We start from the raw sequence: 26,675 nt of genomic DNA on the forward strand, positions 1-26,675 counted from the left end.
GATAAACGCCGCGCGGCATCACGGCAACTGGGTGCCGAGCAGTTGCATGCTGGCCTGCTGCTCTTGCTGCTCGGTCAGCTGCAATTGCGTCAGATAAGCCGCCAACGACTCTATTTCCGCCTCGGACAGTTTGTCGGCGATGCCCATCATCACCGAACCGGCTCGGCTCGGATCATGGTTGCGGAAACGGTTCAACGCCTTGCTGATGTACTCAGCGGGTTGGCCTGCCAGCCGAGGCATGGTTTCCCGGCCTTGCGCATGGTTGCCATGACAGCCGGTACAGGTACGTCGGTACAGCGCTGCTCCGCGCTGGATTTCCAGCGTATCGCCTGCGGCGGTAGCCGGTTTGACCTTCTGCTGGCTGAAATAGACTGCGATATTGACGCGGTCTTCCAGGGTCAGATTCTCCGCCAACTTCGACATCACGAAGTCGATGCGCTCACCATTGGCGAACTTTTCGAACGAATCGAACAGGTACATCGGGTTCTGCGCCGCCAGGTTGGGAATGTGCGGACGCTTGCTGTTGCCGTCTTCCCCGTGGCAATACCCACAGAACAACATTCGCTCCTGGCCTGCCGCGTAAGCCTGCTGACGCCTCGAGTCATCCCCCATCAGGTAATGGAACTGCTCGAGCGTATCCTTGTTGGCGTGGGCGAAAGGAGCAAGGCAACTGAGCAGGAGAAGGGTGAATAAGCGCATGGGGACTCCGGCACTGGTGATATTGAGCGCGTGGCAGCCCCGGACTATAGGGATAAAAACAGCCGCGATACTGGCGCAAGTCAATAAAGCCTCACACCGCGGCGCCATGGCGCTCAGGAGCGGGAATTGCTCCGCATTGTTTTGATCATGCGCGCCGATGCCGTGGATCGGCACGTTCGGGGTCGCCTGCAACCAGGGCCCGGCGCCCCGTGGCGCCGGCCCGCCGGACACACTGCGCGCTATTGCCACATTGACCCGCTAAAAAAAAACTGAAGGCAAATGCCATGACAGGCCACACAGCCGTCTCGTATTCGACTAAAGTAGCGCCCCTTTTCGCCAGCACGAGCCGCGCAATATGCTAGATGGACATGCCGAACTGACCATGACCGTATTGATGACCCCGGACAAGGCCAACTTTTCCGGCAACGTACATGGCGGCACGCTGCTCAAGTACCTCGACGAAGTTGCCTACGCCTGCGCAAGCCGTTACGCCGGGCAATACGTGGTGACCTTGTCGGTTGACCAGGTCAACTTCCGTCAGCCCATCCATGTGGGCGAACTGGTGACCTTCCTCGCCTCGGTCAACTACACAGGCAACACCTCGATGGAAATCGGCATCAAGGTCGTGACCGAAGATATCCGCCAGAAGACCGTGCGCCATACCAATAGCTGTTTCTTCACCATGGTTGCGGTCGGTGAGGACGGTCGTCCGGCCAGCGTGCCGACCTTGCAGCCCAAAACACCCGATCAGAAAAGACGCTTCGCCCAGGCGCAACATCGTCGGCAGATTCGCCGCGAACTGGAGGAACGCTACCGCGCCATAAAGGACGATTACTGAGTCCCTATGCGCGCTGTCCGGGCGCGCCATCGAGGCGGGCGCACGCATCGGCGGTGCCCGGCCGCATCGCCGACGCCGCTGTTTGATACGAAGCGCAACCGCAAGCGCGGCAAAACCTTATACAATCCATGGTTTTTCCCTACCTACCGAGGAACCGCCGTGACCGCTTTGCCGCCGTGCCCCCAATGCAACTCCGAATACACCTACGAAGACGGCCAGATGCTGGTCTGTCCCGAGTGCGCGCACGAGTGGTCCGCCACGGCGCCACAAGCGGTCGCCGAAGATGAAAAGGTGATCAAGGATTCGGTGGGCAACACCTTGCAGGACGGTGACACCATCACCGTGATCAAGGACCTGAAGGTCAAGGGCTCCTCGCTGGTGGTGAAAGTCGGCACAAAGGTCAAGAACATCCGCCTGGTCGAGGGCGACCACGACATCGATTGCAAGATCGATGGCATCGGTGCGATGAAGCTGAAGTCCGAGTTCGTCCGCAAGGTGTAACCCGCTCCGTGATCGCTCGCTCCCGCATCGCGCGCAAGCGAGCGACACGCATCAGGGCGTCAGATAGGACGAGCGCGTCAGCCCCAGACGCAGCGCGTCGATGTACTGGGTGCGCTCCTTGGCGCTGAGCCGGGCACTGGAGACCTTGTCGCGGTAGTAGGTCATCAGCTCTTCAGGCGACAGGTGCACATAACGCAGCATGTCCTCGATGGTGTCGTGGGTCTCGATGCCGGCGTGGTAGAAACTGCCGTCCTCGCGCTGATAGACGTTCACCGAATCGGTGTCCCCGAACAGGTTGTGCATGTCACCCAGGATCTCCTGGTAGGCACCGACCAGGAAAACGCCCAGGCAGTACTCCTCCCCCGGCTGGATTTCATGCACCGGCATGCTGTTCTCGATGCTCTGCTCGTCGACGTAGTGCTTGATCTTGCCGTCGGAGTCACAGGTCAGGTCCTGCAGCACGGCTCGGCGCACCGGTTCCTCGGTCAGACGCTGCAACGGCACGATGGGCAGAATCTGGTCGATCGCCCAGGTGTCCGGCAAGCTCTGAAACACCGAGAAGTTGCAGATGTACTTGTCCGCGAGCTTGTCGTTGAGTTCATCGAGCACCGCCCGATGCGAGCGCTGGCGTGCCTTGAGCTGGTTATACAGGCGGCGACATATTGCAAAGTAGCTCTGCTCGGCCAGCGCCTTCTGCGCCAGGCTCAGCTTGCCCGACGCATACTGGGCCGCCGACTCACTCATGTAATGCGTAGCGCGCCAGTAGGTTTCGGTCACCATTTCCGGGTCGGTGGGCCCGAGCAGATCGGCCAGGGACTGGACGATGTCCGGCAATTCGTCGTAATTCTCGATCACCGGCGCCTCATCATTGTGGCGCTCGAAGTCGGTGACCTGCATCACCAGCACCGCGTGATGGGCCGTCATGGCCCGGCCACTCTCGGAGAAAATGTGCGGGTGCGGCAGCTCCTGGCGATCGCAGAATTCCTTGAGCATGCCGACCACGGTACCGGCGTACTCGTCGATGTCGTAGTTGATCGAGCTGGCATTACGCGAATGCGTGCCGTCGTAGTCGACCCCCAGCCCGCCCCCCACATCGATATGATCGACCGGCAGCCCCAGCGCGCGCAGCTCCGCGTAGTAACGAATGGCTTCACGGAAGCCTTCACGGTAATCGGCAAGGTTGGCGATCTGCGACCCCATATGAAAATGCAGCAGCCGCACGCCCTGCTCTACCCCGGCGGCACGGAAACGCTCGATAACCGTGAGCAGCTGGGCGGCAGACAGGCCGAACTTGGACTTCTCCCCCCCCGTGTCGGCCCACTTGCTCGAAGCCAGCGATGACAGACGAACGCGCAGACCGACCTGCGGCAGTATCTTCAGCTCGGCCGCCTCCTCGATCACCATGCCCACCTCGGACATTTTCTCGATGACGATGAAGACGTTGTGACCGAGCTTCTGGCCCATGAGCGCCAGCCGGATGAATTCGCGATCCTTGTAGCCATTGCAGACGATGGTGCCACCCTTTGGCGCCAGCGCCAGCACGGCCATCAGCTCCGGCTTGGAGCCGGCTTCCAGTCCGATGGCGACGTTCTGCGTGGCGATGATGTTTTCCACCACCGCCTCCTGCTGGTTGACCTTGATCGGATACAGCGCCGTGTATTTGCTCTGGTACTCGAGACGTTCGATATTGGCATCGAACGCCCCGGTCAGCCGGCGCACACGGTCCTGAAGGATGTCCGGGAAGCGCACCAGCAGCGGCAGCGTCAGTCCTGCGTCACGCAACTGCTCGATCAGCCCTGTGAACTCGATGGCCTCGCCATTCGGGCCCTGCGGGCGCACTTCGACATGGCCATCGTCACTGATCGAAAAGTACCCGGCGCCCCAGTGGCGAATGCCATAGACACTCCGGCTATCCGCTGCGGTCCACTGGCTGCCGTCGTCTTTACGTGTGCGTCGTGCAGGCATCTAAGCCTCCTGAAAAAATGGAATGAATCTCTCGAGCGTAGCGCGAGAGCAAGGCGATCCAGCTTGGACAGCCCGCACGCCGGGAAATAAGCGCGCATGTTCGATGAGCCGGCAACACGTTTCAGCCACCCGACTTCTTGGCCTTGAAACCGCGTTTGAGCAACTCATCGATAAGCAATTGAACATGATCGCCCTGAATCTCGATGACGCCGTCCTTGAGCGCACCTCCAGTACCGCAGCGACGCTTGAGCGCACTGGCGAGCTCCTTGAGCTCCGCTTCGGCAAGCGGCACGCCAGCGATGGTCGTCACCGTCTTGCCACCACGCCCCTTGCTTTCTCGGCGAACCCGAGCGATGCCGTCGCCGTCCGGAATCGTCGTTTGCTTGCAGGTACAGGCGTCGAGCGGCTGGCTGCAATCGGGGCAGTGCCGCCCCGCATCGGTGGAGAACACCAGCCCGCCAAGGCCTGAGAAGGAAGTGGTTTTCTTGGCCACACGAACCTCTTGAGCGAAGAAATGGCCGGCGCTGCACCCAGCGCCGCAAAGCCGAGCAATTTAACAGCAAAACCGGCCTACCCGAAGGGCCGCTCACCGCATTGCCGCGATCCGCCCGCGCCGCACCCGAAGCGCGGACGGCCCCGCGACTCATGCTCGATTAACAGGCGATCAGAGGCGACCGGCCGGCGCATAGGGTGCGGGATCGACGCAAGGCACCTGCCCCGTCATCAGATCGGCAAGCAACTGGCACGAAGCGGGTGCCAGCACCAGACCATTCCGGAAATGCCCGCAGTTGAGCCAGAGCCCCTCGTGCGCCGGCACCGGCCCTATATAAGGAATGCCCTCCGGCGACGCCGGCCGCAAGCCCGCCCAGTGCTTGACGACCTCGGCCTCAGCCAGCCCGGGCAGCAGACCGACCGCCGTCTGCCTGAGGCTTTCCAGGGCTTGTACGGTAGGCGTCTTGTCGAAGCCGACGTCTTCCAACGTGCTGCCCACCAGAATATGACCATCGCGTCGCGGGATCGCGTAACGCCGGTTGGCCAACACCATACTCGGCAGGAAATCCGGTTCACGCTTGAAGAGAATCATCTGCCCTTTCATGGGCTTGACCGGCAGTGCGAGCCCCAGCGTCGCCAGCAACTTTCCGCTCCAGGCGCCCGCCGCGACCACCACCCGCTCGGCATGCATCGCGCCTTGGTCTGTCTGCACACCCAGAATCCTTTCCCGCTCGCAAACGAACCCGGTCACCTGGCAGTGCTCGATGATCCGCACAGCGGGCAGCTTCAGCGCGGCACGCAACGCCCGGAGCAACCTCGGATTGCGCACGTTGGCGACACCCGACATGAACACTGCGCGCGAATAGCCTTTACCGAGGGCGGGTATGGCAGCATGCACTTCGTCCATCCCGACGCGGTGCAACGGTCGAGCCTCGCGCCCGGCCCACGCCAGCGCCTCGTCTTCATCATCCAGATCCAGCCAGTAGAGCCCGGTCTGATGAACCTCTGGGTCGATACCCGCCTGCTCGAACAGGCGCTCCCCCAACTGCGGATAGAAATCCTGCGACCAATGCGCCAGCGCCGTTATCGCCGGACTGTAACGCCATGGGTACAGCGGCGAGACGATCCCGCCCCCGGCCCATGACGCTTCGGTGCCAACCGACCCGGACTCCAGCAACAACACCGACTGACCGGCCTTCGCCAGGCGATAGGCGGACAGCAATCCGATTACCCCCCCGCCGACGATGATCACTTCTTGGTTCACGCTCTCCTCCGGCATTCTGGTTCACATTTCGGGCCTTTCGCCCTTGGACTGGCAACGTCGCTGGTCTAAAAGAACCTCTTCACCGGCTGACAAAACGGATGAACCCAGACGGCGCCGCCAGGAAGGCGGCACATGATACGTGCAAAGGAACCGCACCATGCCGAACCGGAATCAAGGTTTTACGCTTGTCGAATTGCTCATCACGCTTACGCTACTGATCCTCACTGCCAACATAGCCTTACCTGCCTTCAAGGGCTTTATCTATCACAATCGCCAACAAGCACTTATGGAGCAGGTCGATTTCGTGCTGAATAGCGCCCGAGCCGAGGCCGTCATGCGGCGCCGGGCAATCGAGGTTTGCGGTAGCAGCGATGGGCAAATTTGCTCAAGCAACTGGGCTGACGGCTGGCTCGTTCGAACATCTGATGGCCAGATACTGCAAACCGCGCGGCTGCCCAGCCATGACAAGTTGCGATGGAGCGGCTTTCAGAACAGCATCCGCTTTCGAGATAACGGGTCCAGCCCTACCGGCAACGGGCGCTTCTACCAATGCCTGGACGAACAGATCGCGTGGCAGTTAATTCTGAACCGCCAGGGCCGCCTGCGCCGCAGCACGCAGGCAGAAAATACCAGCAGCACCGAGCGATGCAGCTCTTGAAGTTCAAGCGGCAACTACTCGGCGACGCGAATCTTGGCCCGGATCACATCGCTCGTTATCCACAACACGGATAATTCGACCGTCCGTCCGCGCAAATACGCCAGCCATCATCCCTGTCGGGACAACGCAGCGCCGCATTTGCATCATCCGCTCACGATTTACCTGGAGCACATCATGTCACGTCGAACCGACATGCACGGATTCACTCTGGTCGAGCTTATGATCATCGTAGCGGTGCTAAGCATATGCGCGGCCATCGCCCTGCCAAGTTTCGGCACTTTGATACGTAATAACCAACTAGAGAGCAAGGCAGATGAGCTCTCAGCTTTCCTGCAATTTGCGCGCGGACGAGCGGTGATTAACCGTGCCCACTACGAGATACGAATCGATAGCGATGTACCGTGGGAAATCCGAAAAGCCAGTAGCGCCGACGTTGAGCGCATCCTGGAGCACAACCCTGAGCAGGTACGGATTCTCAGCACGCCCCTAGCCGACGATACGCTGATCTACCGCCCCAACGGCACCGCCACCGCCACAACGTTTGCCCTCTGCCACGATGCCGATCCCAGTACAGGCTACCTGCTCGAAGTCCAGCCCAGCGGAGGAATCGTCCTGCACCCACGCGGTAAAAAAACCGACGGCACCGATCTGGAGAGCTGTACCCCATGAGAACCCCTATGACGACTGATAAAGGCTTCAGCCTGATCGAGGTGCTCGTGGCATTGCTCTTAACCACCATAGGCGTACTCGGCATGGTGGCCTTGCAAGGGCGCAGCATTCAATACACCCAGGATTCAGTACAGCGTAACACCGCCGTTGTATTGACTGGCGACTTGATCGAAATCATGCGAGCTCATCCGAAGGAGCTCTTCGACATGGCTCCGCCTCAGTTCCCCATGAACAGTGGTTTGAAGAACAACTCCTTGTTTTATAAAGAAGCAGGCGATGACTTAGCCAATCGCGCTACCTGTGTGGCTGATCCGGCCCGCATCGCCAAAACCGCCAAGGAGTTTCGCGACTGCTGGGCGGACAGGGTCGAGGCGTTGCTGCCAGGTGGAGAGGACCTATTCAAGGATCACGGATACATCTGCCGCAGCTCCTCTCCCGGCAACTGTGACAGCAAGGGTTCGATGGTCGAGATTCGCCTAGCCTGGCATGTTCGCGAAGGAGCTTGTCTTGATGCCGGCGACCCCAACGCCACCGTATGCACCTACACCGTTCGGGTAGAACCATGAACAATACGAAAAACCAATTCGGCCTTTCGATGGTAGAGCTGCTAATCGCGCTCGCTATCAGCAGCTTTCTGATCCTCGGCATCACACAAGTCTACATAGACAACAAACGCAATTACGTCTTTCAGCGGAACCAGGCAGGCAATTTGGAGAACGGTCGTTTCGCTGCATTGACGATCAGCGATTACCTGGGCAAGGCCGGATATCGCCGAACGCCTTCGTCACTGTTGGAGACAGTCTTCCCCTCCCGCCCGGCGTCCGACGGATGCCTTATCTTCAACGCTGGGCACGCCGTGACTGGCCTCGACCCCAGCGAGGGCATCGGCTTCTGTATTCGCTACCAACCACAGGCCAGCGGAGAATTGGACTGTCAGGGCGCAGCCAGCCCCGTTGTTTATGACGAAGCCTTTCCCGCTGGCCCACCCAACGAGCACGATCTTACCGTCCTGGCATTTAAGTACGAACCAAGCACTGGCAGCGAGCTGCAAGAAGGCCGCCTAATGTGCAAAAGCCTTAATGCAACCAGCCCGCAATACGGCGAATTGCTACGCGGTATCGCCGACATGCGCCTAGATTTCGGTGTAGGCGATACTGATGTGATGGAAAAGGAGGTCACCACTTTCATTTCGCAAGCGGAATGGACCCCATCTAATGGGGCGATCCGCAGCGTGCATTATTCTTTGCTGCTTGCCAGTCGCCCAGCACAGCGCGATGGCGAAGATTCGAAGATTCTCTCCGACTGGCTGATCGAGGCGCCGACAGACTCCCAAGCGCGGCTGCAGGAGTCAGACAACAAGCGCATCTACCAAGTTGCGGGCGGCACCCAGACCATCAGGAACCTAATGCCATGACGCTCCTATCTCGCAGATCCCAAAGCGGCGCGGTATTGCTCGTTTCGCTCGTGATGCTTCTGATACTGACCCTGTTAGCCGTTAACAGCATGCGTGGCGTCGCTCTCGAAACACGTATTACGGCCAACCGCGCGCATGATATGAAAACGCAGAATATAGCCGACGCGGCCCTACGTGAAGCTGAGTTTCGTTTCTACGGCCCAGGAAATCTGTCAGACAAACTAGAAGCCAAAGCCGAGAATTGCTCCTCGTCGAACACACTAAAGATCAGTGGCCTCAATAAACCATGTCTGCTTGAGGTACAGACCGAACGCCTGTTGGCCTTCGTAGATCGACCTAAAGAGATTAACGAAAGCTTTCTCGAACAGTCGTCAAATATCTGGATGCCCTACCGCGGAACAGATCCCGCAGCCGAAACGGAAGCCGATGCCTACTACAACACCATCCTAGCCGCCGAAACGGGTAATGCCGCCGTGAATGCTGAATATGGCGGGCGCGGTGAGGGTAGTGGCACTTATTTCTACTTCAACAACGGCAAGACCGGTGACGCCCTTTTTCTGCAATCGACGCACGCCAACATCTATCTTGGCCTTAACAATTGAGAGCCGACATCATGCTCCGTTTTCGAATCCAGCCCCACGCAAGGACGCTGACATACGCAATGCTCGGTGTGATCCTACTCAGCGCTGCGGATGCTTCTGCGACCGTATCGCAGAGCCCGTTGAGCTTGACCGTGGGCGTTCCCCCAAACATGCTGCTGACCCTGGACGACTCTGGCAGTATGCGCTGGGCCTTTGCTCCCGATAACAAGAATAGCTACTCCGCTACACGTCGTGCCAAGTCTAGTACCTTCAACCCCATTTATTACAATCCCGAAGCGAGCTATCAAGCACCGATCGTTTTCGATACCTCAGGAAACGAGCATCAGCTTGCCACCAGCTTTACTTCCGCACGAGTTAACGGCTACAACAGCGCTCGCGGAAATCTGAATCTATCAAACAACTACAAGGTATCTTGGACTTATGTCTTGGAAGAAGGGTTACCCACCACCTATGGTTATAGCAGCACAAGCAACCGACTAGCGGAAAATCCGATCAACGACTTTTCTTGCTACGTGGAGTCGCTGAGCAGCAACGGCTCATCGAAAACTTGCAGTACCAGCGCAGGAACAACGGTGAGAATCACACGTGGCTCTGCTAGGACTTGCACGGCCACCATCGACAACTGGCCGGCCGGAGACTGCACGTATAACAGCAGCAGCGGGCGCTATACGGGAAGCTGGGCGCGTGAAGGCGTTCCTGCGTACTACTACATTTATGACTCAACAAAGGCTGCAAACTGCACAACCGATAACGACAATTGCTACACTCTCAAGCTGGTCGACAGCGACGAACAGCAGAACTTTGCTAACTGGTATTCCTTCTACCGCAACCGCGGCCTAGCCACAATCTCCGCCGCGGCGCTGGCCTTTTATGATCTTTCTCCAGCCGTACGGCTTAGCTGGCAAGGGCTAGGGCGCTGCACCTCTTTCAATGGCAATGACAGCAACTGTCGGGACAATGCATTCAAGGCCTATTCCCCCGAGCACAAAGGCCAATTGTACGCTTGGTTACAGAATATCAACTTTAACCAAAGCACCTACCTGCCGGCGGCGATGAAGCGGGCAGGCGAGTTTTACAGAACCTCAACGCCTTGGCAGAAAAACCCAAATGGTACCGGCAATACAACCCAAAACACCTATGCCTGCCGCGCCAGTTACCACATTATGATGACAGACGGCTTATGGAACGAATCGGTAAGCGCTCCCAGTAGCTTTCGGCACGACGCCGCGTCCTTCAATCTGCCCGATGGCGTACATAGGTACAGCGAACGCGCCCCATACTATGATCGTCAGAGCAATACACTCGCCGACTTAGCCATGCACTACTGGGCGACTGACCTGAACCCAGTTCTGCCAAACGAGCTACCCCCCTACCTTCCATTCAAGAGCGGCGATTCCACCACCGACTACTGGGATCCGCGCAACGATCCAGCCACATGGCAACATATGACTAACTTTATGATGGGGCTGGGCTTGACCGAGGCCATGGATCGTTCGGATATCCCTTGGGACGGTGGTACGCATAAAGGAACGGGCTACGATGCGCTGCTGACGGGACGTGCAGACTGGCCTCCTGCCAGCGACTCAGGAAACAATAATAACGTCTACGATCTCTGGCACGCTGCAATCAACTCACGAGGCGATTTCTTCAGCGTCGACAGCCCAGAAACCATGGTCCAGGCATTCGACGATATTCTGTCACGCATTGCTGATCGCAAATCCACTGCTGCCCGGCCGGCCATCAATTCTGGCCAGATCAGTACCGACGAAAACGACAATGGTACGGTCAAGACGGTTTCCTATCAGACCTCTTACGCCAGCGATGATAATTGGTCAGGAGACGTCAAACGCTTTGAAAAGGCATGGAATTCCCAAAGCAACACCTTCGAAACCACCGAAATCTGGAGCGCCAAGACCGAGGTACCGAGCTGGCAAAGCCGCACGATAAAAATCGCTGGCGAAACCAACAGTGGCCTGATGGACCTCTCTTGGGCTAACGCTGGCTCTATCGATACCACCGGCAGCCTAGCCCAAAGGCTCAGCCGCGACCCTGAAAACGGCAACGTACCCGATATGCTGGGCGAACAACGCCTTGAGTATCTGCGTGGCAACCGTAGTGGTGAAGGCACAACATTCCGCCAGCGAAGCAGCGTGCTAGGAGATTTCTATTCGTCCAGCCCAGCCGTAGTGTCCGGCCCACGCTATCTGGTCAACTTCAGCAACAAGCTCGAAGGCAACACTGCCTACTCTACATTTGCTACCACAATCGCTGGGCGATCCCCACGCCTCTATGTAGGTGGCAACGACGGTATGCTTCATGGATTCAACGCTCAGACAGGTGTTGAAGAATTTGCCTTCATTCCCAGCGCGGTATTCCAAAAACTGAACAAGCTCACAGGCGCTAATTACAGCCATGAATTTTACGTTGATGGCAGTCCTGTCGTGGCCGATGTCTTCAATGGCACTGAATGGCGCACTATCTTGGTTGGAACACTTAAAGCCGGCGGGAAATCGGTATTCGCATTGGACATAACCAATCCAGGCAACGAGAAGCTGCTGTGGGAATTTGATGACAGCAGCTTACCTGATGACGCGACCGTGAAAATGGGTTACAGCTTTTCCCAACCGACCATTGCGCGCTTGCATACCGGCACATGGACTGTTGTGTTCGGCAACGGCTACGAGAGTGCTAATAGCACTAATGGCAAGGCAGCTCTGTTCATTGTTGATGCAATGGACGGTACGCTGCTCAACAATTTAGAAGTCGAAGGAACTGACGGTGTCGCTAATGGCCTTTCCACTCCCAAGCTTGCCGACTACAACGCTGACGGCGTGGCGGACTATGCGTATGCGGGGGACCTACAGGGAAACGTCTGGCGTTTTGATCTGCTACGTAACGGCCGCAACGACACCGCGCCCTTCACCACCGAAGACGATAGTGAGAACGCTGTAGCTGACTTTGAAGTAGCTTTTGGCGGTCGGCCGCTATTCAGCGCTGTAGCAAATACGGGCAGCGGCAGTCGTCAGCCAATCACCGCCGCCCCTAGCTTAGTCCGCCACCCCTCTGGATTTGGTTATTTAGTTGTATTTGGAACAGGAAAGTTCTTCGAAACCGGCGATAAGGAAGGCGACAAGAGCTTTGCCCAAACGGTCTACGGCGTTTGGGATAAACAAACTTTGGGTGAAGAAGCCAGCGATCCGAATATTACCCGTAGCAGCCTGCAAGAGCAGACAATCACCAACCAAATAAGCGTGGAGGCTAACGGCACGACACGCCAGGGCCTAGTCATCAGTGACAACAACGTTAATTGGCAGGAAAGCCAAGACCAGTCGGCACAAAATGGATGGTACCTTAACCTTCGGCAGAGCGAAGGCGAGATGGTCGTAGAAAACATGTCGCAGCTAGGCCGTACCGTGTTCTTTCAGTCACTGATCCCCAACGATGACCCTTGCGGTGATGGCGCCACCAACTGGACCTTCGCCATAAACCCATTCACGGGTGGCAGAACGCTCCACAACGCCTTCGACTACAGCCCAGTTACCGGCCTCGATACCAATTACGTTTCAGCAATTCGCCAGGACGGCGAAGGCGGCGGAACTCTTTCGCAAGACTCCGACGGCACTTACCAATACTGCACTGGGCAAGAGTGTGTGAACATCTATCCGGACCCGGCAAGCCTAGGCCGCCAGAGCTGGCGCCGTGTCGAACAGGAATGAAAGATGAACCAGGAATTTAAGCAGGATCCGCTATGAAACACACCCAAGATGGTTTCAGCTTAATAGAATTGATGATCGTCGTTGCAATCATCGGTATTCTTGCAGCTATCTCATATCCGAGCTACGACGAATACGTCAAGCGCGGCAACCGTACCGAAGGGCAGGCATTACTGGGCGATGCGTCTGCTCGGCAAGAGCGGTACTTTTCGCAAAACAATACCTATGTCACGTCTAACGCAGATATCGCCAAGCTGGGCCTTAGGAATGGCGGTACATCGGAAACCGGCAAATACGAGCTGACTGTGAGTGAAGGCACTGATGAGGGCGGCTACGCCCTAACAGCAGAACAGAAGTTCGGAGATACCAAGTGCGGCGACTTGACTTTGAATGCTCTGGGCGCGAAAGGACGCAGCGGTAGTGGTAAGAGCGTAGAGGAATGCTGGCGGTAATCACGCCAGAATCCCTCTAAAAAAGCGCTGACCTTTACACCGCCTTCAGCCGCAGCTCCTTTGGCATCGAGAACGTGACGTTCTCGGGGCGACCGTCGAGTTCGGCCATGCCGGTGGCACCCCAGGCTCGGAGTTGGTCGATCACGCCGCGCACCAGCACCTCCGGTGCTGAGGCGCCGGCAGTGATGCCGACGCAGGCGATATTATCGAACCAGTTGCGGTCGAGGTCTTCTGCCCCATCGATCAGGTAAGCGGGCGTGTCCATGCGCTCGGCCAGTTCGCGCAGGCGATTGGAGTTCGAGCTGTTCGGGCTGCCGACCACCAGAACCACATCGCACTCAGCGGCCAGTTGCTTGACGGCGTCCTGGCGGTTCTGTGTGGCGTAGCAGATATCGTCCTTACGTGGGCCACCGATGCTGGGAAAGCGCTCACGCAGCGCATCGATTACCCGGCTGGTGTCGTCCATCGAAAGCGTCGTCTGGGTAACGAAGGCCAACGAATCGGGGTTACGCACCTGCAGCCTGGCGACGTCTTCCTCGTCCTCGACCAGATAGATCGAACCGCCGTTGGCGGTGTCGTACTGCCCCATGGTGCCTTCCACCTCGGGATGTCCCTGGTGGCCGATGAGGATGCATTCACGCCCTTCCCGGCTGTATTTGGTCACTTCGAGATGGACCTTGGTCACCAATGGGCAGGTGGCGTCGAATACCTTGAGCCCGCGCTTGTCCGCCTCCATCCGCACGGCCTGCGAAACGCCGTGCGCACTGAAGATGACGATGAAGCCATCCGGCACCTGGTCCAGCTCGTCGACAAAAATCGCGCCCCGCTCGCGCAGATCTTCCACCACGAATTTGTTGTGCACCACTTCGTGACGCACGTAGATCGGAGGCCCGAACACTTCCAGCGCACGGTTGACGATCTCGATGGCGCGATCGACACCGGCACAGAAGCCACGCGGATTAGCGAGTTTGATTTGCATGTGATTCTCGGCACTCGAGCGGGTGAGAGTTGAGTGTAACGCCAGATCGGCCCCCTGCAGCACAGCGAGCCCGTCATCGCGATGGGGTGCGCGCCGCCTATGGCCCTGTGCATGCGGCGCCTACGGCGACAGCGTAGGGCGCCGGCGGGCACTCAGACCGGCTTGACCTCGAATATTTCCACATCGAACGTCAGCGCCTTGCCGGCCAGCGGATGGTTGAAGTCAACCGTGACCTGACGCTCATCGTAGGCTTTGACGATGCCCGGCAGTTCGGTCTTGGCCGCATCGTTGAAGATCACCAGCAGGCCCTCGGACAGCTCCATGCCTTCGAACTGGCTACGCGGCATGGTCTGTACATTCTGCGGGTTATGCTGGCCGAAGCCTTGCTCCGGCGTCATCCGGAAGGTGCGCTTGTCACCCGCCTTGAGCCCGAACAGTTGCTGTTCGAAGCCGGGCAACAGATTACCGTCACCGACCTTGAACGTCGCGGGCTGCTTGTCGAACGTCGTATCGACCTGCTCACCATTTTCCAGACTGAGCGCGAAGTGCAGGGTGACCTGCATGTCCGGCCCGATGCGTTGTTCAGTCATTTACCGTTTCTCCCGTTTTACTGCTACGGAACATGTCCAGCGCCAGCATCACGGCGCCTATGGTGATTGCGCTGTCGGCGACGTTGAATGCCGGGAAATACCAGCGGTTCTGCCAATGCACCAGAATAAAGTCGACGACGTGGCCCAGCATCACGCGATCGTAGAGATTGCCGATCGCGCCTCCCAGTACCAACGCCAGCGCAACGGCCAGCCAGGTTTCACCGGGCTTCAAACGCTTCATCCAGATCACCAATACGACGCTGACGCCAATGGCGATCACCGCGAAAAGCCAGCGCTGCCAACCGGAATGGTCAGCCAGGAAGCTGAAGGCAGCGCCCGTGTTGTAGGCCAAGGTCCAGGCGAAGTAATCAGGAATCACGTCGACTTTCTGGTACAGGCTGAAGTTGGCCTCAAAGTAGTGCTTGGTGGCCTGGTCCAGTGCAATGACCAGCACACTGAGCCAGAGCCACGCCAGCTTGCCTGAACGGGACGTCATGCGACACGCCCCGAGTCGAAACCCGACCGGCCGTTACGCATAGTGACGAACCTCGCCAGCGCCTTCGATGTTCTCGACGCAGCGCCCGCAGATCTCCGGATGCCCGGCATGCGCGCCCACGTCCGGCAGGTGATGCCAGCAACGGCCACACTTGGGGTTGGCGGTTTTGGCAACCTGCAGTTTCAGGCCGGGCAGTTCGCTTTCGACGGCATCGACGGGCGCTTCGGTGAGCGGGGCGACCCGGACAGCCGAGGTAATCAGCACGAAGCGCAGCTCATTGCCCAGCTTGGCCAGATCGTTCACCAACGCATCTTCGGCATAAAGTACAACCTCAGCTTGCAGGTTGCCGCCGATGGTCTTGGCCGCGCGTTGGGCTTCCAGTTCCTTGTTCACGGCAGCCTTGACCGCCATGACTTTGTCCCAGAAGGCGCGACCCAGCTCGACACTCTCCGGCAGTTCGCTGAGCCCTTTATACCAGGTATTGAGCATCACCGATTCGTTGCGCTCGCCGGGCAGGTACTGCCAGATTTCATCGGCGGTGAACGACAGGATCGGTGCGATCCAGCGCACCAGCGCCTCGGCGATGTGGTACAGCGCGGTCTGGCAGGAGCGGCGCGGCAGGCTGTCGGCACCGGTGGTGTACTGGCGATCCTTGATGATGTCGAGGTAGAAACCGCCCAGTTCCTGCACACAGAAGTTGTGCACCTTCTGATAAACGTTCCAGAAGCGGTAGGTGCCGTAGGCTTCCTCGATCTCCCGCTGCAGCAGCAGGGCACGATCGATGGCCCAGCGATCCAGCGCAATCAGTTGTTCCGCTGGGACCTGATGCCGAGCCGGATCGAACCCGTCCAGGTTACTCAGCAGGAAACGCGCGGTGTTGCGAATACGGCGATAGGAGTCCGCGCTGCGCTGGAGGATGACCTTGGAGACGGCCATCTCGCCGGAATAGTCCGTGGAGGCCACCCATAGACGCAAAATATCGGCGCCCAGGCTGTCGGTGACTTCCTGCGGCGCGACGACATTGCCCAGAGACTTGGACATCTTGCGTCCGTTCTCGTCGACCACGAAGCCGTGGGTCAGCAGCCCTTTGTACGGCGCATGGCCATCGATTGCCGAACCGGTCAGCAGCGACGAATGGAACCAGCCGCGGTGCTGGTCGGAACCTTCCAGGTACAGGTCCGCACGCGGACCGTTTTCATGTCCCATCGGGTGCGAGCCGCGCATCACATGCCAATGCGTGGTGCCGGAGTCGAACCAGACGTCCAGGGTGTCACTGATCTTCTCGTACTGTGCCGCTTCGTCACCCAGCAGTTCGACCGCGTCCAGTTTGGACCAGGCCTCGATGCCGCCCTGCTCCACGCGCTGTGCCACCGCTTCCATCAGCTCGACGGTACGCGGATGCAGCTCGCCGCTTTCCTTGTGCAGGAAGAACGGGATCGGCACGCCCCAGATCCGCTGACGCGAGATGCACCAGTCCGGACGCCCGGCGATCATGCCGTGCAGCCGTGCCTGGCCCCACGCGGGGACGAACTCGGTCTGCTCGATGGCGTCCAGCGCGCGACGACGCAGCGAACTGCCGTCGTGCACCACTTTGTCCATGCCGACAAACCATTGCGCCGTGGCGCGATAGATCAGCGGTGTCTTGTGCCGCCAGCAATGCATGTAGCTGTGCCGGATCGACTCATGCTTGAGCAGCGCGCCGACTTCACGCAGCTTTTCGACGATGGCCGGATTGGCCTTCCAGATGAACTGGCCACCAAAGAACGGCAGGTCCGACACGTAGACACCGTGGCTCTGCACCGGGCTGAGGATGTCGTCGTTTTCCATGCCGTAATGCTTGCAGGACCGGAAGTCGTCTTCACCGTAAGCAGGCGCCGAGTGCACGATGCCGGTACCCGCGCCGGTTTCCACGTACTCAGCCAGGTGCACGGGCGCAAAGCGCTCATAGAACGGATGGCAGAAGCGAATGAGCTCCAGCGCCTTGCCCTCGCAGCGCGCAATGATCTCGCCTTCCAGCCCGTAGCGTTGCAGACAGGAATCGACCAACGCTTCGGCAAGCACCAGCAGCTTTTCGCCGGTGTCGACCAGGGCGTAGACGAAGTCGGGATGGACGTTGAGCGCCTGGTTGGCCGGAATGGTCCAGGGCGTCGTGGTCCAGATGACGATGCTGGCCGGCTTGCTCAGCGATGCGACAGAGAACGCCGTTGCCAGCTTGTCGGCGTCTTCGACCTGGAAGGCGACGTCGATGGCATCGGACGTCTTGTCCTGGTACTCGACTTCCGCCTCGGCCAGGGCCGAGCCGCAATCGAAACACCAGTTCACTGGCTTCAGGCCCTTGAAGACGAAACCGCCCTCGACCATTTTCGCCAGCGCGCGTATCTCACCGGCTTCGTTGGCGAAGTCCATGGTGCGATACGGGTTGCCCCAATCGCCAAGCACGCCGAGACGGATGAAGTCGGCCTTTTGTCCCTCGATCTGCTCGGCGGCATAGGCACGGCAGCGCTCCCGGGTCAGGTCGGCCGGCTGGTTCTTGCCGTAGGTGATCTCGACCTTGTGCTCGATCGGCAGGCCGTGGCAATCCCAACCCGGCACATAGGGCGCATCGAACCCGGCGAGCGTCTTGGACCGAACGATGAAATCCTTGATGACCTTGTTGACCGCGTGACCGATGTGAATGCTGCCGTTGGCGTATGGCGGGCCGTCGTGCAGGACGAATTTGGGGCGACCTTCGCCGATCTGCCGCAGCTTCCGGTAGAGGTCAATACTGTTCCAGCGCTCCAGGGTCTCCGGCTCGCGCTGTGGCAGACCGGCCTTCATCGGAAACGCCGTGGACGGCAGATTGAGGGTCGCTTTGTAATCGGTCATTTCAGTCCTGACTCGTGGTAAAGGGTGAAGCTCGCCAGTATTCGCGAGCTGCGGCGATATCCGCCTCGATCGCCGTCTTGAGCGCCTCCAGCGAGGCGAAACGCTGCTCATCACGCAGCTTGCGGTGGAAGGTCACACGCAACAGGCGACCATAGAGATCGCCCTGATAGTCGAGCAAGTGCACTTCCAGATGCGGTTGGCCGTCGCTTTCCACCGACGGGCGCATGCCGATGTTGGCCACCGCCGGCTGATGGATACCCTCGACGTAGGTGCTCACCATGAACACGCCGCTGAGCGGTGTGCTCCTGCGTTTGAGCTGGATATTGGCAGTCGGCGCACCAAGCTGCCGCCCAAGCGCCTGCCCATGCATGACCCGTCCGGTAATGCTGAACGGTCGCCCGAGCAACTTCTGCGCCAGCACCAGATCGCCATCGGCGAGCACCTGACGCAGCCGAGTACTGCTGACACGCTCACCGTCCACCTCGATGGTGGTGGCCGCCTCGACCGTGAATCCTTCCGCGGCACCCGCCTTCAACAGAAAGTTGAAATCGCCGGCGCGGTCGCAACCGAAACGAAAGTCGTCGCCTACTTCCAGGTGCCGGACGCCGAGGCCTTCGACCAGTGTCGCGTGAACGAACTCGGCGGCACTCAGCTCACGCAAACGGCGGTTGAAGGCCAGGCACAGGACGAGGTCGACACCTTGCTCGTCGAGCAACTGAAGCTTTTCACGCAGCCGCGTCAGCCGCGCGGGCGCCTTGTCCGGTGCAAAATATTCACGCGGCTGCGGTTCGAAAATCACCACGCAGCTGGGCAAGCCAAGCTCGGCGGCACGCTCGCGCAGGCGCGCCAGGATGGCCTGATGCCCCCGGTGAACCCCGTCGAAATTGCCGATGGTGGCGACGCAACCCCGATGCCGGGGCCGCAGGTTATGAAGACCTCGAACCAGCTGCATACCGCACTTCTTGCTTGAAAAGTCGACGATTATACGCATGAGCCGACAGTCCCGGACAGGTTTGCCGCGCATGCGCGCTGCCGATCAATGACGAAGATGTCGAGGCCGCAAACCGAGCAATACCAGCCCTGCCGCGAAAGCGCCCAGCCCCGCTGCCACCAACACCCCCAACTGTACGGCACGCTGCTGCCAATTCCAGGCGAACCATTCGTCCGACGGCGCATTGAGCCACCAGACCATGGCGACCATCGCGGCGCAACCACCGGCCAGCCGCAGCAGGAAGGCTGCCCAGCCAGGCGCGAACTGAAACACGCCGATCCGGTACAGGCCCCAGAACAACAGGCCCGCGTTCAGCATCGACGACAGCGAGGTCGCCAGCGCCAACCCGACGTGCTTGAGCGGCCAGATGAGCACCAGGTTCAGCACCATATTGGCAACCATGCAGATGATCGCAACCCGGACCGGCGTTTTCAGATCCTGGCGGGCAAAGAAACCCGGCGCCAACACTTTGATCAACATGAATGCCAGCACGCCCAGCGAATAGGCCTCGAGTGCATTGGCCGACTGCACCACGGCCTCCTCGCTCATCGCACCGTAGTAAAACAGGCTGGCGATCAGCGGTTCGGCCAGGATGCCCAATGCCAGCGCAGCGGGGATGCCGACCAGCAGCACCATGCGCAACGCCCAGTTGAGCGTGTTGGAAAAGGCCTTCGGGTCCTCGCCGGCATGCTGGCGCGACAGACTCGGAAGAATCACCGTGCCGATGGCAATGCCGAATGCACCGAGCGGCAACTCCGAAAGCCGATCCGCGTAATAGAGCCACGACACGCTGCCGGTCTGCAGAAACGACGCGAGCACTGTATCGAGCAACAGGTTGATCTGACTGACCGACACCCCGAACAACGCGGGGACCATCAACAGCATGATCCGCCGCACGCCCTCGTCGCCGAACCTGACCCGCGGCCGCGGCAGCAGCCCCAGCCTGGCGACATAGGGCAGCTGGAACGCCAGTTGGGCGAAGCCGGCAATGAATACGCCCCAGGCCAGCGCCATGATGGGCTGATCGAAATAGGGCGTGAGAAATATCGCCGAGGTGATCATGCAGACGTTGAGCAGCACCGGCGTGAATCCGGGCACGGCGAAATGCCCATAGGTGTTCAGCACGCCGGAGGTGAAGGCCGTCAGGGATATCAGCAAAAGGTAGGGAAAGGTGATGCGCAGCAGCTCGCCGGCCAGCTGCATCTTGGCCGGCTCGTCGTGGAAGCCCGGAGCGAACAGCATCACCACATACGGCGAGGCCAACACGCCGACGGCGGTAATGCCCGTCAGGATCAAGCCGAGCATGCCGGCCGTACGATCGACCAGCAGCTTGACCTCGACCTGCGTCCGTCTGGTTCGATACTCCGACAACACCGGGACGAACGCCTGCGCAAAAGCGCCTTCGGCAAATAATCGGCGCAGAAAGTTGGGAATCTTGAAGGCTATGAAAAACGCGTCCGCCGCCGCGCCGGAACCGAAGTAGCTCGCCACTACCATATCGCGTACCATTCCCAGCACGCGGGACAGCAGCGTCATCACGCTGACCACCGCGCTGGAACGCAACAATCCGCCTTTACCGGCTGTCTCGGACATTTGTTTTCCTACAGGTTTGCTACGAAGGTTCCAGCCAGGCATCTGCCAGCGGAATCGATGGGCAATTACGACAGATAAAGAGGCCGCGAGTTTAGCGGCCCCCCATCTGTCCGGCCAGCGTCTCGAATGACTTGCACGGGCTTGACAAGGGCTCGGCGCATCGGCATGATTCGCGGCCTTATTTGCTTTGTAATCCCACGTTTTCGAGGAGTTCGACGGTGGCCAACAGCCCTTCCGCCAAAAAACGCGCAATTCAGGCTGAGAAGCGTCGCAGCCACAACGCCAGCTTGCGCTCCATGGTTCGTACCTACATCAAGAATGTGGTCAAAGCCATCGACGCAAAAGATCTGGATAAAGCTCGTACTGCTTACACCGCAGCCGTGCCTGTAATCGACCGCATGGCCGACAAAGGCATCATCCACAAGAACAAGGCAGCCCGGCATAAAAGCCGCCTGAACGGCCACATCAAGGCCCTCGGCGAAGCTGCTGCAGCCTAAACTGCACGCTCTTGAAAAAAACCGGCCTAGCGCCGGTTTTTTTATGCCCGCCGCAATCAGCCAAGAGCCAATCGCTCAGCGAGCGTCAGATCGAAAAGCTCAGGGTCGCGCCCAAGGCAGGATTGGGATAGCCGTTACAGCGTTCTGCGGGCTACCCTCGATCACCCGGTCGCTGTAGACCAGATAGACAAGCGTGTTGCGCGCCTCATCGAAAAATCGCACCACCTGCATGGTCTTGAACACCAGCGAGGTGCGCTCCCTGAACACCACTTCGCCATCGTCGAGATTGTCGCTCATACGGATTGGCCCGACCTGACGACACGCGATGGATGCTTCGGCGCGGTCTTCGGCCAATCCGAGCCCACCCTTGATGCCACCTGTTTTTGCCCGCGACAAATAACAGGTCACGCCCTCGACCTTGGGGTCATCGAAGGCCTCAACGACGATCTTGTGGTTCGGCCCAAGCCACTTGAAGACCGTGTCGACCTCGCCGACTTCACGGGCCATGCCGACAATCGGCCAGGCCATCAGCACCATGAACAGCTTCGCCAATCGCATCGAGCACCTCACACCAGAATCATGTTGTCGCGATGAATGAGCTCGGGCTCATCGACATAGCCGAGCAGTTTTTCGATTTCATCGGAAGCATGACCCAGGATCCGCTGGGTTTCTGCCACGCTGTAATTGACCAGTCCTCGCGCGACCTCCTGCCCATCCGGCCCCACGCAGACCACCATTTCACCACGACGAAACCCGCCCTGCGCCGCCTGGACGCCCACCGGCAGCAAACTGCGGTTGCCCTGCTTGAGAGCATGCACCGCGCCCGCGTCCAGCGTGACCGAGCCCCGCGTTTGCAGATGCCCGGCCAGCCACTGCTTGCGAGCGGCGTGCCGGCTGCGCTCAGGCGCCAGTAACGTTCCCAGCTGCTCCCCTGCCTTGAGACGCGCAAGGACCCGCTCGATGCGCCCGCCGACGATGACCGTATGGGCACCGGAACGCGCAGCCAGGCGCGCCGCGCGCAACTTGGTCTGCATCCCCCCGCGCCCCAGCGCACCACCCGTCGCGCCTGCCACGGCATCCAGGGCCGGGTCGTCGGCGCGGGCCTCGCTGATGAGTGTCGCGTCGGGATTGTGGCGCGGGTCGGCATCGAACATGCCATCGCGGTCAGTGAGGATCACCAGCAGATCAGCCTCGACCAGGTTTGCCACCAGCGCGGCCAGGGTGTCGTTGTCCCCGAAACGAATTTCATCGGTGACAACGGTGTCGTTTTCATTGATGACCGGAACCACGCCCAAATCGATGAGCGTGCGTAACGTGCTTCGCGCATTGAGATAACGCTTTCGGTCAGACAGATCGTCGTGCGTTACCAGCACTTGCGCGGTCTGCTGATCGCAACGACCGAAACTGGCCTCCCATGCACGGATGAGGCCCATCTGGCCGACCGCGGCAGCCGCCTGCAGCTCATGAACCGCCTTGGGCCGACTCGCCCAGCCGAGGCGGCTCATTCCGGCAGCGACCGCACCGGACGACACCAGCACAAGCTCGACGCCAGCCTGACGCAACGCGACCATCTGATCGACCCAGACAGCCATGGCCGCCTGATCGAGCCCGCGGCCATCAGCCGTCAGCAGCGCACTGCCGATCTTCACCACCCAGCGCCGCGCGCCGCTCACCTTGTCCCGCATCGATCCCGCCTTCTATCCGTTATCCGGCCAAACCAATCGACGGACTGCCGACGAGCAGCCCAGCGATCCCCTCTAAAGATGCGCAACCACGCGAACCTCAGCGCACGTAGAAGATCTCTGCGCCACCCTCGTCATCGTCGTCATCATCGAAGTCGTCGTCATCCGCCTCGGCAGCCGCCTTGACGCCCGCGCGGCGCAGCGCCCGCTGATCATCGAGTTCCTGCAGACGAGCACGCGCCTCGTCTTCGATCTGCTGATCCAGCTCGGCAAGCGCCTCGGCATAAGCCGGCTCCTCGCTGATACGCAGGGTACGCTCATCGAGGTAACGCATGATCGCCTGACTCAATTCCTCGGTCCCCTCGCGCTCGAGCGCCGAGATGACGAAGACCGGCCCGGTCCACTCGAGACGCTCGACCACACGACGGACGCGCTCCTCGCGATCCTCTTCGAGCAACTGATCGGCCTTGTTCAACACCAGCCAGCGATCACGCAGCGCCAGGGCCGGACTGAATTTCTCCAGCTCGTTGAGAATGACTTCCGCCGCGTCCGCTGGATCGCTCTCATCGAGCGGCGCCATGTCCACCAGATGCAGGAGCAGACGGGTACGCGCCAAATGCTTGAGAAAGCGAATACCAAGGCCCGCACCCTCCGAGGCGCCCTCGATCAGGCCCGGGATGTCGGCGATGACGAAGCTCTTGTAACGCCCGACGCTTACCACACCAAGATTCGGCACCAGCGTGGTGAACGGATAATCGGCAACCTTGGGTTTGGCGGCCGATACCGAGCGGATGAACGTACTCTTGCCCGCGTTGGGCAACCCCAGCAGACCGACGTCAGCCAGTACCTTGAGCTCCAGCTTCAGATCACGCGCATCACCCGGCTTGCCAGGCGTGGTCTGGCGCGGCGCGCGGTTGGTGCTGGACTTGAAGCGCGTATTACCCAGCCCATGCCAGCCGCCCTGGGCAACCAACAGGCGCTGGCCGGCCTTGGTCAGGTCACCGATCACGTCCTGAGTGGCCGCATCGATAACCGTGGTACCGACCGGAACCGGCAGGATCAGGTCGTCACCCTTGGCACCGGTACATTCAGTGCTGCCGCCCTTCTGGCCGTTCGGCGCATTGAAACGACGTGTATAGCGGTAATCGACGAGCGTGTTGAGGTTTTCATCCGCCTCCAGGAACACGGAGCCGCCGTCACCACCATCGCCGCCATTGGGGCCGCCTTTCTCGATGAACTTCTCACGACGGAAGCTCATCATGCCGTTACCGCCGTCTCCGGCTTTTACAAAGATCGATACTTCATCGACGAATTTCATGGGAACGCCTCCCGCCGCAAGGACGGGCTAGAAAACAGGAATATAAGGGTCTTGCAAAACCCAGCGAAACTAGAGCAAAGCAGTGTTTAGCAAGAGCCCTATAGAGGATACAGAAACAAAAAAGCCCCGTCGCATGACAGGGCTTTTCCAGCAACGCCGCAGTTAGGCTGCGACGACGCTCACGTAGCGACGGCCGAAAGCGCCCTTCACTTCGAACTTGATCACGCCTTCCACTTTCGCGAACAGGGTGTGATCCTTGCCCATGCCAACGCCGTAACCGGCGTGGAACTGGGTGCCGCGCTGACGCACGATGATGTTACCGGCCTTGATGGCCTGGCCGCCGTACATCTTCACGCCAAGACGTTTGGCTTCTGAGTCGCGACCGTTGCGGGTAGAACCGCCAGCTTTTTTGTGTGCCATGAGTTCAATACTCCTATAAGGGGATTCAGGCCCGATTAGCCCTGAATACCGGTGATTTTGACCTCAGTGAACCACTGACGGTGGCCCTGACGCTTCATGTGGTGCTTACGACGGCGGAATTTGATGATGGTGACCTTGTCGTGACGACCTTGAGCAATCACTTCAGCAGTGACCTTGGCACCATCAACCACCGGAGCGCCGATTTTGACATCGTCGCCGTTGCCGATCAGCAGAACGCGGTCGAACGTGACAGCTTCGCCAGTGGCAACTTCGAGTTTTTCGATCTTGAGGTATTCACCTTCGGCAACCTTGTATTGCTTGCCGCCGGTAACGATAACTGCGTACATCTGTGTATCTCCGTTAATCCTGCTCACCCAGCGCTTAAGTGAAATAGTTGGTGGCTGGCATGGCTGCTCGGGGCCGGAAGGGACGCCCTTGCAATTGCGTAAGGCAGGGAAATGCCCAGGGGGAAAGTTCAGGGTCCGCGATTGTACGCATCCACCAGGCCCTGCGCAATAGCCGCCTGGCCTTGCCTTGACAGTGCCTGACCCGCCCCATAGCATGCCGCGCAATCTCCGAGGAGTACTCGTCCCCGATGCAACCCCAGGCCTTTTACCAAGTAGTGGCTGAAGATTTTGCCGCAGTCGACGGCATCATCCGCAACCAACTGACTTCCCGCGTACCGCTGGTGGAAAAGATCGGGGACTACATCACCTCGGCCGGCGGTAAACGCCTGCGTCCCCTGCTGGTCCTGCTGAGCGGCAATGCGCTGGGCCTCAATGGCGAGCAGCTGCGCCTGCTGGCCGCCATCATCGAATTTCTGCACACCTCGACACTGCTGCACGACGACGTCGTCGACATGTCGGGCATGCGCCGTGGCCGCTCGACGGCCAATGCGCTGTGGGGCAACGCACCGAGCGTGCTGGTCGGTGATTTCCTTTATGCACGCTCCTTTGAAATGATGGTCGATCTGGGCTCCATGCCGGTCATGCGCATCATATCCCAGGCCACCCGGGTGATCGCCGAAGGCGAGGTGCTGCAGCTGTCCAAGGTGCGCGACGCCAGCACCACGGAAGAAATCTACATGGAAGTCATCCGCGGCAAGACGGCCATGCTCTTCGAAGCCTCGACGCACAGCGCCGCCACGCTGGCCGGCGCCAGCGAAACACAGCGTGAGGCCCTGCGCGCCTTCGGCGACTACCTGGGCATCGCCTTCCAACTGGTCGACGATCTGCTCGATTACCAGGGCGACGCCGAAACCCTCGGCAAGAACGTCGGCGACGACCTGGCCGAAGGTAAGCCGACCCTCCCGCTGATCTATACGATGCGAGAAGGTACGGCGGAACAGGCGACACTGGTTCGCCAGGCCATTCAAAAAGGCGGTATCGAGAATCTCGAAAGCATCCGCAGCGCAGTGGAAGCGTCCGGCGCGCTGGAGTACACCGCGCGCCTGGCCCGCGACTATGCCGACCGCGCTATCGCCTGTCTCGAACTGATCCCCGCCAACCGCTATCGGGACGCCCTGGTGGAGCTGAGCCGCTTCGCCGTCGCACGCACCCACTGACCCAGCCCCGGGGGCGCGCTCGCGCCCTCGGCACCCGCTCGACGCCCGAGCCCTTACCGCCAATCGCCAACCCCAACCGCCAACCGCCAACCGCCAACCGCCACTGATCGCCGCGGAGAACATTTGCGCTTGCATGTTTGCAAATAACAATTATTCTCATTAACAAAATCAACTGGAGGCGAACATGACTTATCTGATCGATGCCTGGCTAGACCGTCCGCACCCCTATCTGCGAATACTCGATCGCAATACCGGCGCGGTATGCATTTCGCTGGAGGGAGACGCCCTGGAAGAACTTCGAGACCAGGGCGATCTGGACCTGCATGAGCTGAGCACCAGCGAACCCTGCGTGCTCAAGGAACAAGTGCGCAACCTGTTCCTGTTTTCCTATGCCAGGGCGTTGCGCCCGTAGC

27 protein-coding genes are annotated in these 26,675 nt (G+C 59.7%); 12 read left to right on the top strand and 15 right to left on the bottom strand.

The features are described from left to right. Positions 1 to 18 precede the first annotated feature (18 nt). Entirely contained in the window at positions 19 to 699 is a 681-nt protein-coding gene (locus tag GQA94_RS21480) for a c-type cytochrome (protein WP_158189921.1), read from the bottom strand. Between the two features lie 355 nt (positions 700 to 1,054). On the opposite strand from GQA94_RS21480, the gene GQA94_RS21485 reads away from it, so the two are divergent. Then, positions 1,055 to 1,537, top strand: coding sequence for an acyl-CoA thioesterase (locus GQA94_RS21485; protein WP_158189922.1), 483 nt, complete (start codon positions 1,055 to 1,057; stop codon positions 1,535 to 1,537). A gap of 159 nt (positions 1,538 to 1,696) precedes the next feature. Further along, a complete protein-coding gene (locus GQA94_RS21490) occupies positions 1,697 to 2,038 on the top strand; it encodes a zinc ribbon domain-containing protein YjdM (RefSeq protein ID WP_158189923.1) in 342 nt (113 codons plus the stop codon). 51 nt (positions 2,039 to 2,089) lie between these two features. Here GQA94_RS21490 and speA read toward each other — a convergent pair whose 3' ends face one another. The 3 genes from speA to thiO all read right to left on the bottom strand — a co-directional run bounded on the left by speA (position 2,090) and on the right by thiO (position 5,759). Next, entirely contained in the window at positions 2,090 to 4,003 is a 1,914-nt protein-coding gene (gene speA / locus GQA94_RS21495) for an arginine decarboxylase (protein ID WP_158189924.1), read from the bottom strand. A gap of 121 nt (positions 4,004 to 4,124) precedes the next feature. Beyond that, positions 4,125 to 4,496: a translation initiation factor Sui1 gene (locus GQA94_RS21500; RefSeq protein WP_158189925.1), complete on the bottom strand. Its 372-nt coding sequence runs from the start codon at positions 4,494 to 4,496 to the stop codon at positions 4,125 to 4,127. Between the two features lie 171 nt (positions 4,497 to 4,667). Next, on the bottom strand, positions 4,668 to 5,759 hold the full coding sequence (thiO, locus tag GQA94_RS21505) for a glycine oxidase ThiO (RefSeq protein ID WP_158189926.1): 1,092 nt from the start codon (positions 5,757 to 5,759) through the stop codon (positions 4,668 to 4,670). 157 nt (positions 5,760 to 5,916) lie between these two features. Here thiO and GQA94_RS21510 point away from each other — a divergent pair, with 157 nt between their 5' ends. The 7 genes from GQA94_RS21510 to GQA94_RS21540 all read left to right on the top strand — a co-directional run bounded on the left by GQA94_RS21510 (position 5,917) and on the right by GQA94_RS21540 (position 13,267). Further along, complete coding sequence (locus tag GQA94_RS21510; RefSeq protein WP_158189927.1) at positions 5,917 to 6,417, top strand: GspH/FimT family protein; 501 nt, start codon at positions 5,917 to 5,919, stop codon at positions 6,415 to 6,417. Between the two features lie 174 nt (positions 6,418 to 6,591). Then, the gene (locus GQA94_RS21515) at positions 6,592 to 7,086 is read left to right on the top strand and encodes a GspH/FimT family pseudopilin (protein WP_158189928.1); all 495 of its coding nucleotides are present in this window, start codon (positions 6,592 to 6,594) and stop codon (positions 7,084 to 7,086) included. An 8-nt stretch (positions 7,087 to 7,094) separates the two neighbouring features. Continuing rightward, entirely contained in the window at positions 7,095 to 7,652 is a 558-nt protein-coding gene (gene pilV / locus GQA94_RS21520; RefSeq protein WP_158189929.1) for a type IV pilus modification protein PilV, read from the top strand. Further along, the gene (locus GQA94_RS21525) at positions 7,649 to 8,500 is read left to right on the top strand and encodes a PilW family protein (RefSeq protein WP_158189930.1); all 852 of its coding nucleotides are present in this window, start codon (positions 7,649 to 7,651) and stop codon (positions 8,498 to 8,500) included. Before pilV ends, GQA94_RS21525 begins: the two co-directional genes overlap by 4 nt. Next, on the top strand, positions 8,497 to 9,102 hold the full coding sequence (locus GQA94_RS21530) for a PilX N-terminal domain-containing pilus assembly protein (RefSeq protein WP_158189931.1): 606 nt from the start codon (positions 8,497 to 8,499) through the stop codon (positions 9,100 to 9,102). The genes GQA94_RS21525 and GQA94_RS21530 overlap by 4 nt, the downstream gene beginning before the upstream one ends. Before the next feature lie 149 nt (positions 9,103 to 9,251). Then, entirely contained in the window at positions 9,252 to 12,818 is a 3,567-nt protein-coding gene (locus GQA94_RS21535) for a pilus assembly protein (protein ID WP_233270200.1), read from the top strand. A gap of 32 nt (positions 12,819 to 12,850) precedes the next feature. Continuing rightward, positions 12,851 to 13,267, top strand: coding sequence for a type IV pilin protein (locus tag GQA94_RS21540; protein WP_158189932.1), 417 nt, complete (start codon positions 12,851 to 12,853; stop codon positions 13,265 to 13,267). 34 nt (positions 13,268 to 13,301) lie between these two features. Here GQA94_RS21540 and ispH read toward each other — a convergent pair whose 3' ends face one another. The 6 genes from ispH to murJ all read right to left on the bottom strand — a co-directional run bounded on the left by ispH (position 13,302) and on the right by murJ (position 20,781). Beyond that, positions 13,302 to 14,246: a 4-hydroxy-3-methylbut-2-enyl diphosphate reductase gene (gene ispH, locus GQA94_RS21545; protein WP_158189933.1), complete on the bottom strand. Its 945-nt coding sequence runs from the start codon at positions 14,244 to 14,246 to the stop codon at positions 13,302 to 13,304. A 152-nt stretch (positions 14,247 to 14,398) separates the two neighbouring features. Further along, positions 14,399 to 14,836: an FKBP-type peptidyl-prolyl cis-trans isomerase gene (fkpB, locus tag GQA94_RS21550; protein ID WP_158189934.1), complete on the bottom strand. Its 438-nt coding sequence runs from the start codon at positions 14,834 to 14,836 to the stop codon at positions 14,399 to 14,401. Beyond that, on the bottom strand, positions 14,829 to 15,332 hold the full coding sequence (lspA, locus tag GQA94_RS21555; protein WP_158189935.1) for a signal peptidase II: 504 nt from the start codon (positions 15,330 to 15,332) through the stop codon (positions 14,829 to 14,831). The genes fkpB and lspA overlap by 8 nt, the downstream gene beginning before the upstream one ends. Before the next feature lie 33 nt (positions 15,333 to 15,365). Then, positions 15,366 to 18,197, bottom strand: coding sequence for an isoleucine--tRNA ligase (ileS, locus tag GQA94_RS21560; protein ID WP_158189936.1), 2,832 nt, complete (start codon positions 18,195 to 18,197; stop codon positions 15,366 to 15,368). Position 18,198: 1 nt separating this feature from the next. Continuing rightward, positions 18,199 to 19,149, bottom strand: coding sequence for a bifunctional riboflavin kinase/FAD synthetase (gene ribF, locus GQA94_RS21565; protein WP_158189937.1), 951 nt, complete (start codon positions 19,147 to 19,149; stop codon positions 18,199 to 18,201). Between the two features lie 84 nt (positions 19,150 to 19,233). After that, complete coding sequence (murJ, locus tag GQA94_RS21570; RefSeq protein WP_158189938.1) at positions 19,234 to 20,781, bottom strand: murein biosynthesis integral membrane protein MurJ; 1,548 nt, start codon at positions 20,779 to 20,781, stop codon at positions 19,234 to 19,236. 218 nt (positions 20,782 to 20,999) lie between these two features. Here murJ and rpsT point away from each other — a divergent pair, with 218 nt between their 5' ends. Further along, the gene (gene rpsT / locus GQA94_RS21575) at positions 21,000 to 21,278 is read left to right on the top strand and encodes a 30S ribosomal protein S20 (protein WP_003281567.1); all 279 of its coding nucleotides are present in this window, start codon (positions 21,000 to 21,002) and stop codon (positions 21,276 to 21,278) included. 99 nt (positions 21,279 to 21,377) lie between these two features. On the opposite strand, the gene GQA94_RS21580 is transcribed toward rpsT, so the two are convergent. From GQA94_RS21580 to rplU, 5 genes are all read right to left on the bottom strand, one after another. Beyond that, entirely contained in the window at positions 21,378 to 21,836 is a 459-nt protein-coding gene (locus GQA94_RS21580) for a CreA family protein (RefSeq protein ID WP_158189939.1), read from the bottom strand. A gap of 8 nt (positions 21,837 to 21,844) precedes the next feature. Further along, positions 21,845 to 22,963, bottom strand: coding sequence for a glutamate 5-kinase (gene proB / locus GQA94_RS21585; RefSeq protein WP_158189940.1), 1,119 nt, complete (start codon positions 22,961 to 22,963; stop codon positions 21,845 to 21,847). A 97-nt stretch (positions 22,964 to 23,060) separates the two neighbouring features. Next, on the bottom strand, positions 23,061 to 24,278 hold the full coding sequence (cgtA, locus tag GQA94_RS21590) for an Obg family GTPase CgtA (RefSeq protein WP_158189941.1): 1,218 nt from the start codon (positions 24,276 to 24,278) through the stop codon (positions 23,061 to 23,063). A gap of 162 nt (positions 24,279 to 24,440) precedes the next feature. Further along, positions 24,441 to 24,698 carry a 50S ribosomal protein L27 gene (gene rpmA, locus GQA94_RS21595; protein WP_003281574.1) on the bottom strand — a complete coding sequence of 86 codons (258 nt, stop codon included), beginning with the start codon at positions 24,696 to 24,698 and terminating at the stop codon, positions 24,441 to 24,443. A 35-nt stretch (positions 24,699 to 24,733) separates the two neighbouring features. After that, the gene (gene rplU, locus GQA94_RS21600; protein ID WP_003302133.1) at positions 24,734 to 25,045 is read right to left on the bottom strand and encodes a 50S ribosomal protein L21; all 312 of its coding nucleotides are present in this window, start codon (positions 25,043 to 25,045) and stop codon (positions 24,734 to 24,736) included. 248 nt (positions 25,046 to 25,293) lie between these two features. Here rplU and GQA94_RS21605 point away from each other — a divergent pair, with 248 nt between their 5' ends. Continuing rightward, complete coding sequence (locus tag GQA94_RS21605; RefSeq protein ID WP_158189942.1) at positions 25,294 to 26,262, top strand: polyprenyl synthetase family protein; 969 nt, start codon at positions 25,294 to 25,296, stop codon at positions 26,260 to 26,262. 184 nt (positions 26,263 to 26,446) lie between these two features. Beyond that, complete coding sequence (locus GQA94_RS21610; protein ID WP_158189943.1) at positions 26,447 to 26,674, top strand: hypothetical protein; 228 nt, start codon at positions 26,447 to 26,449, stop codon at positions 26,672 to 26,674. Position 26,675 lies beyond the last annotated feature (1 nt).

Source organism: Stutzerimonas stutzeri (assembly GCF_009789555.1).
Classification (GTDB): domain Bacteria; phylum Pseudomonadota; class Gammaproteobacteria; order Pseudomonadales; family Pseudomonadaceae; genus Stutzerimonas; species Stutzerimonas stutzeri_R.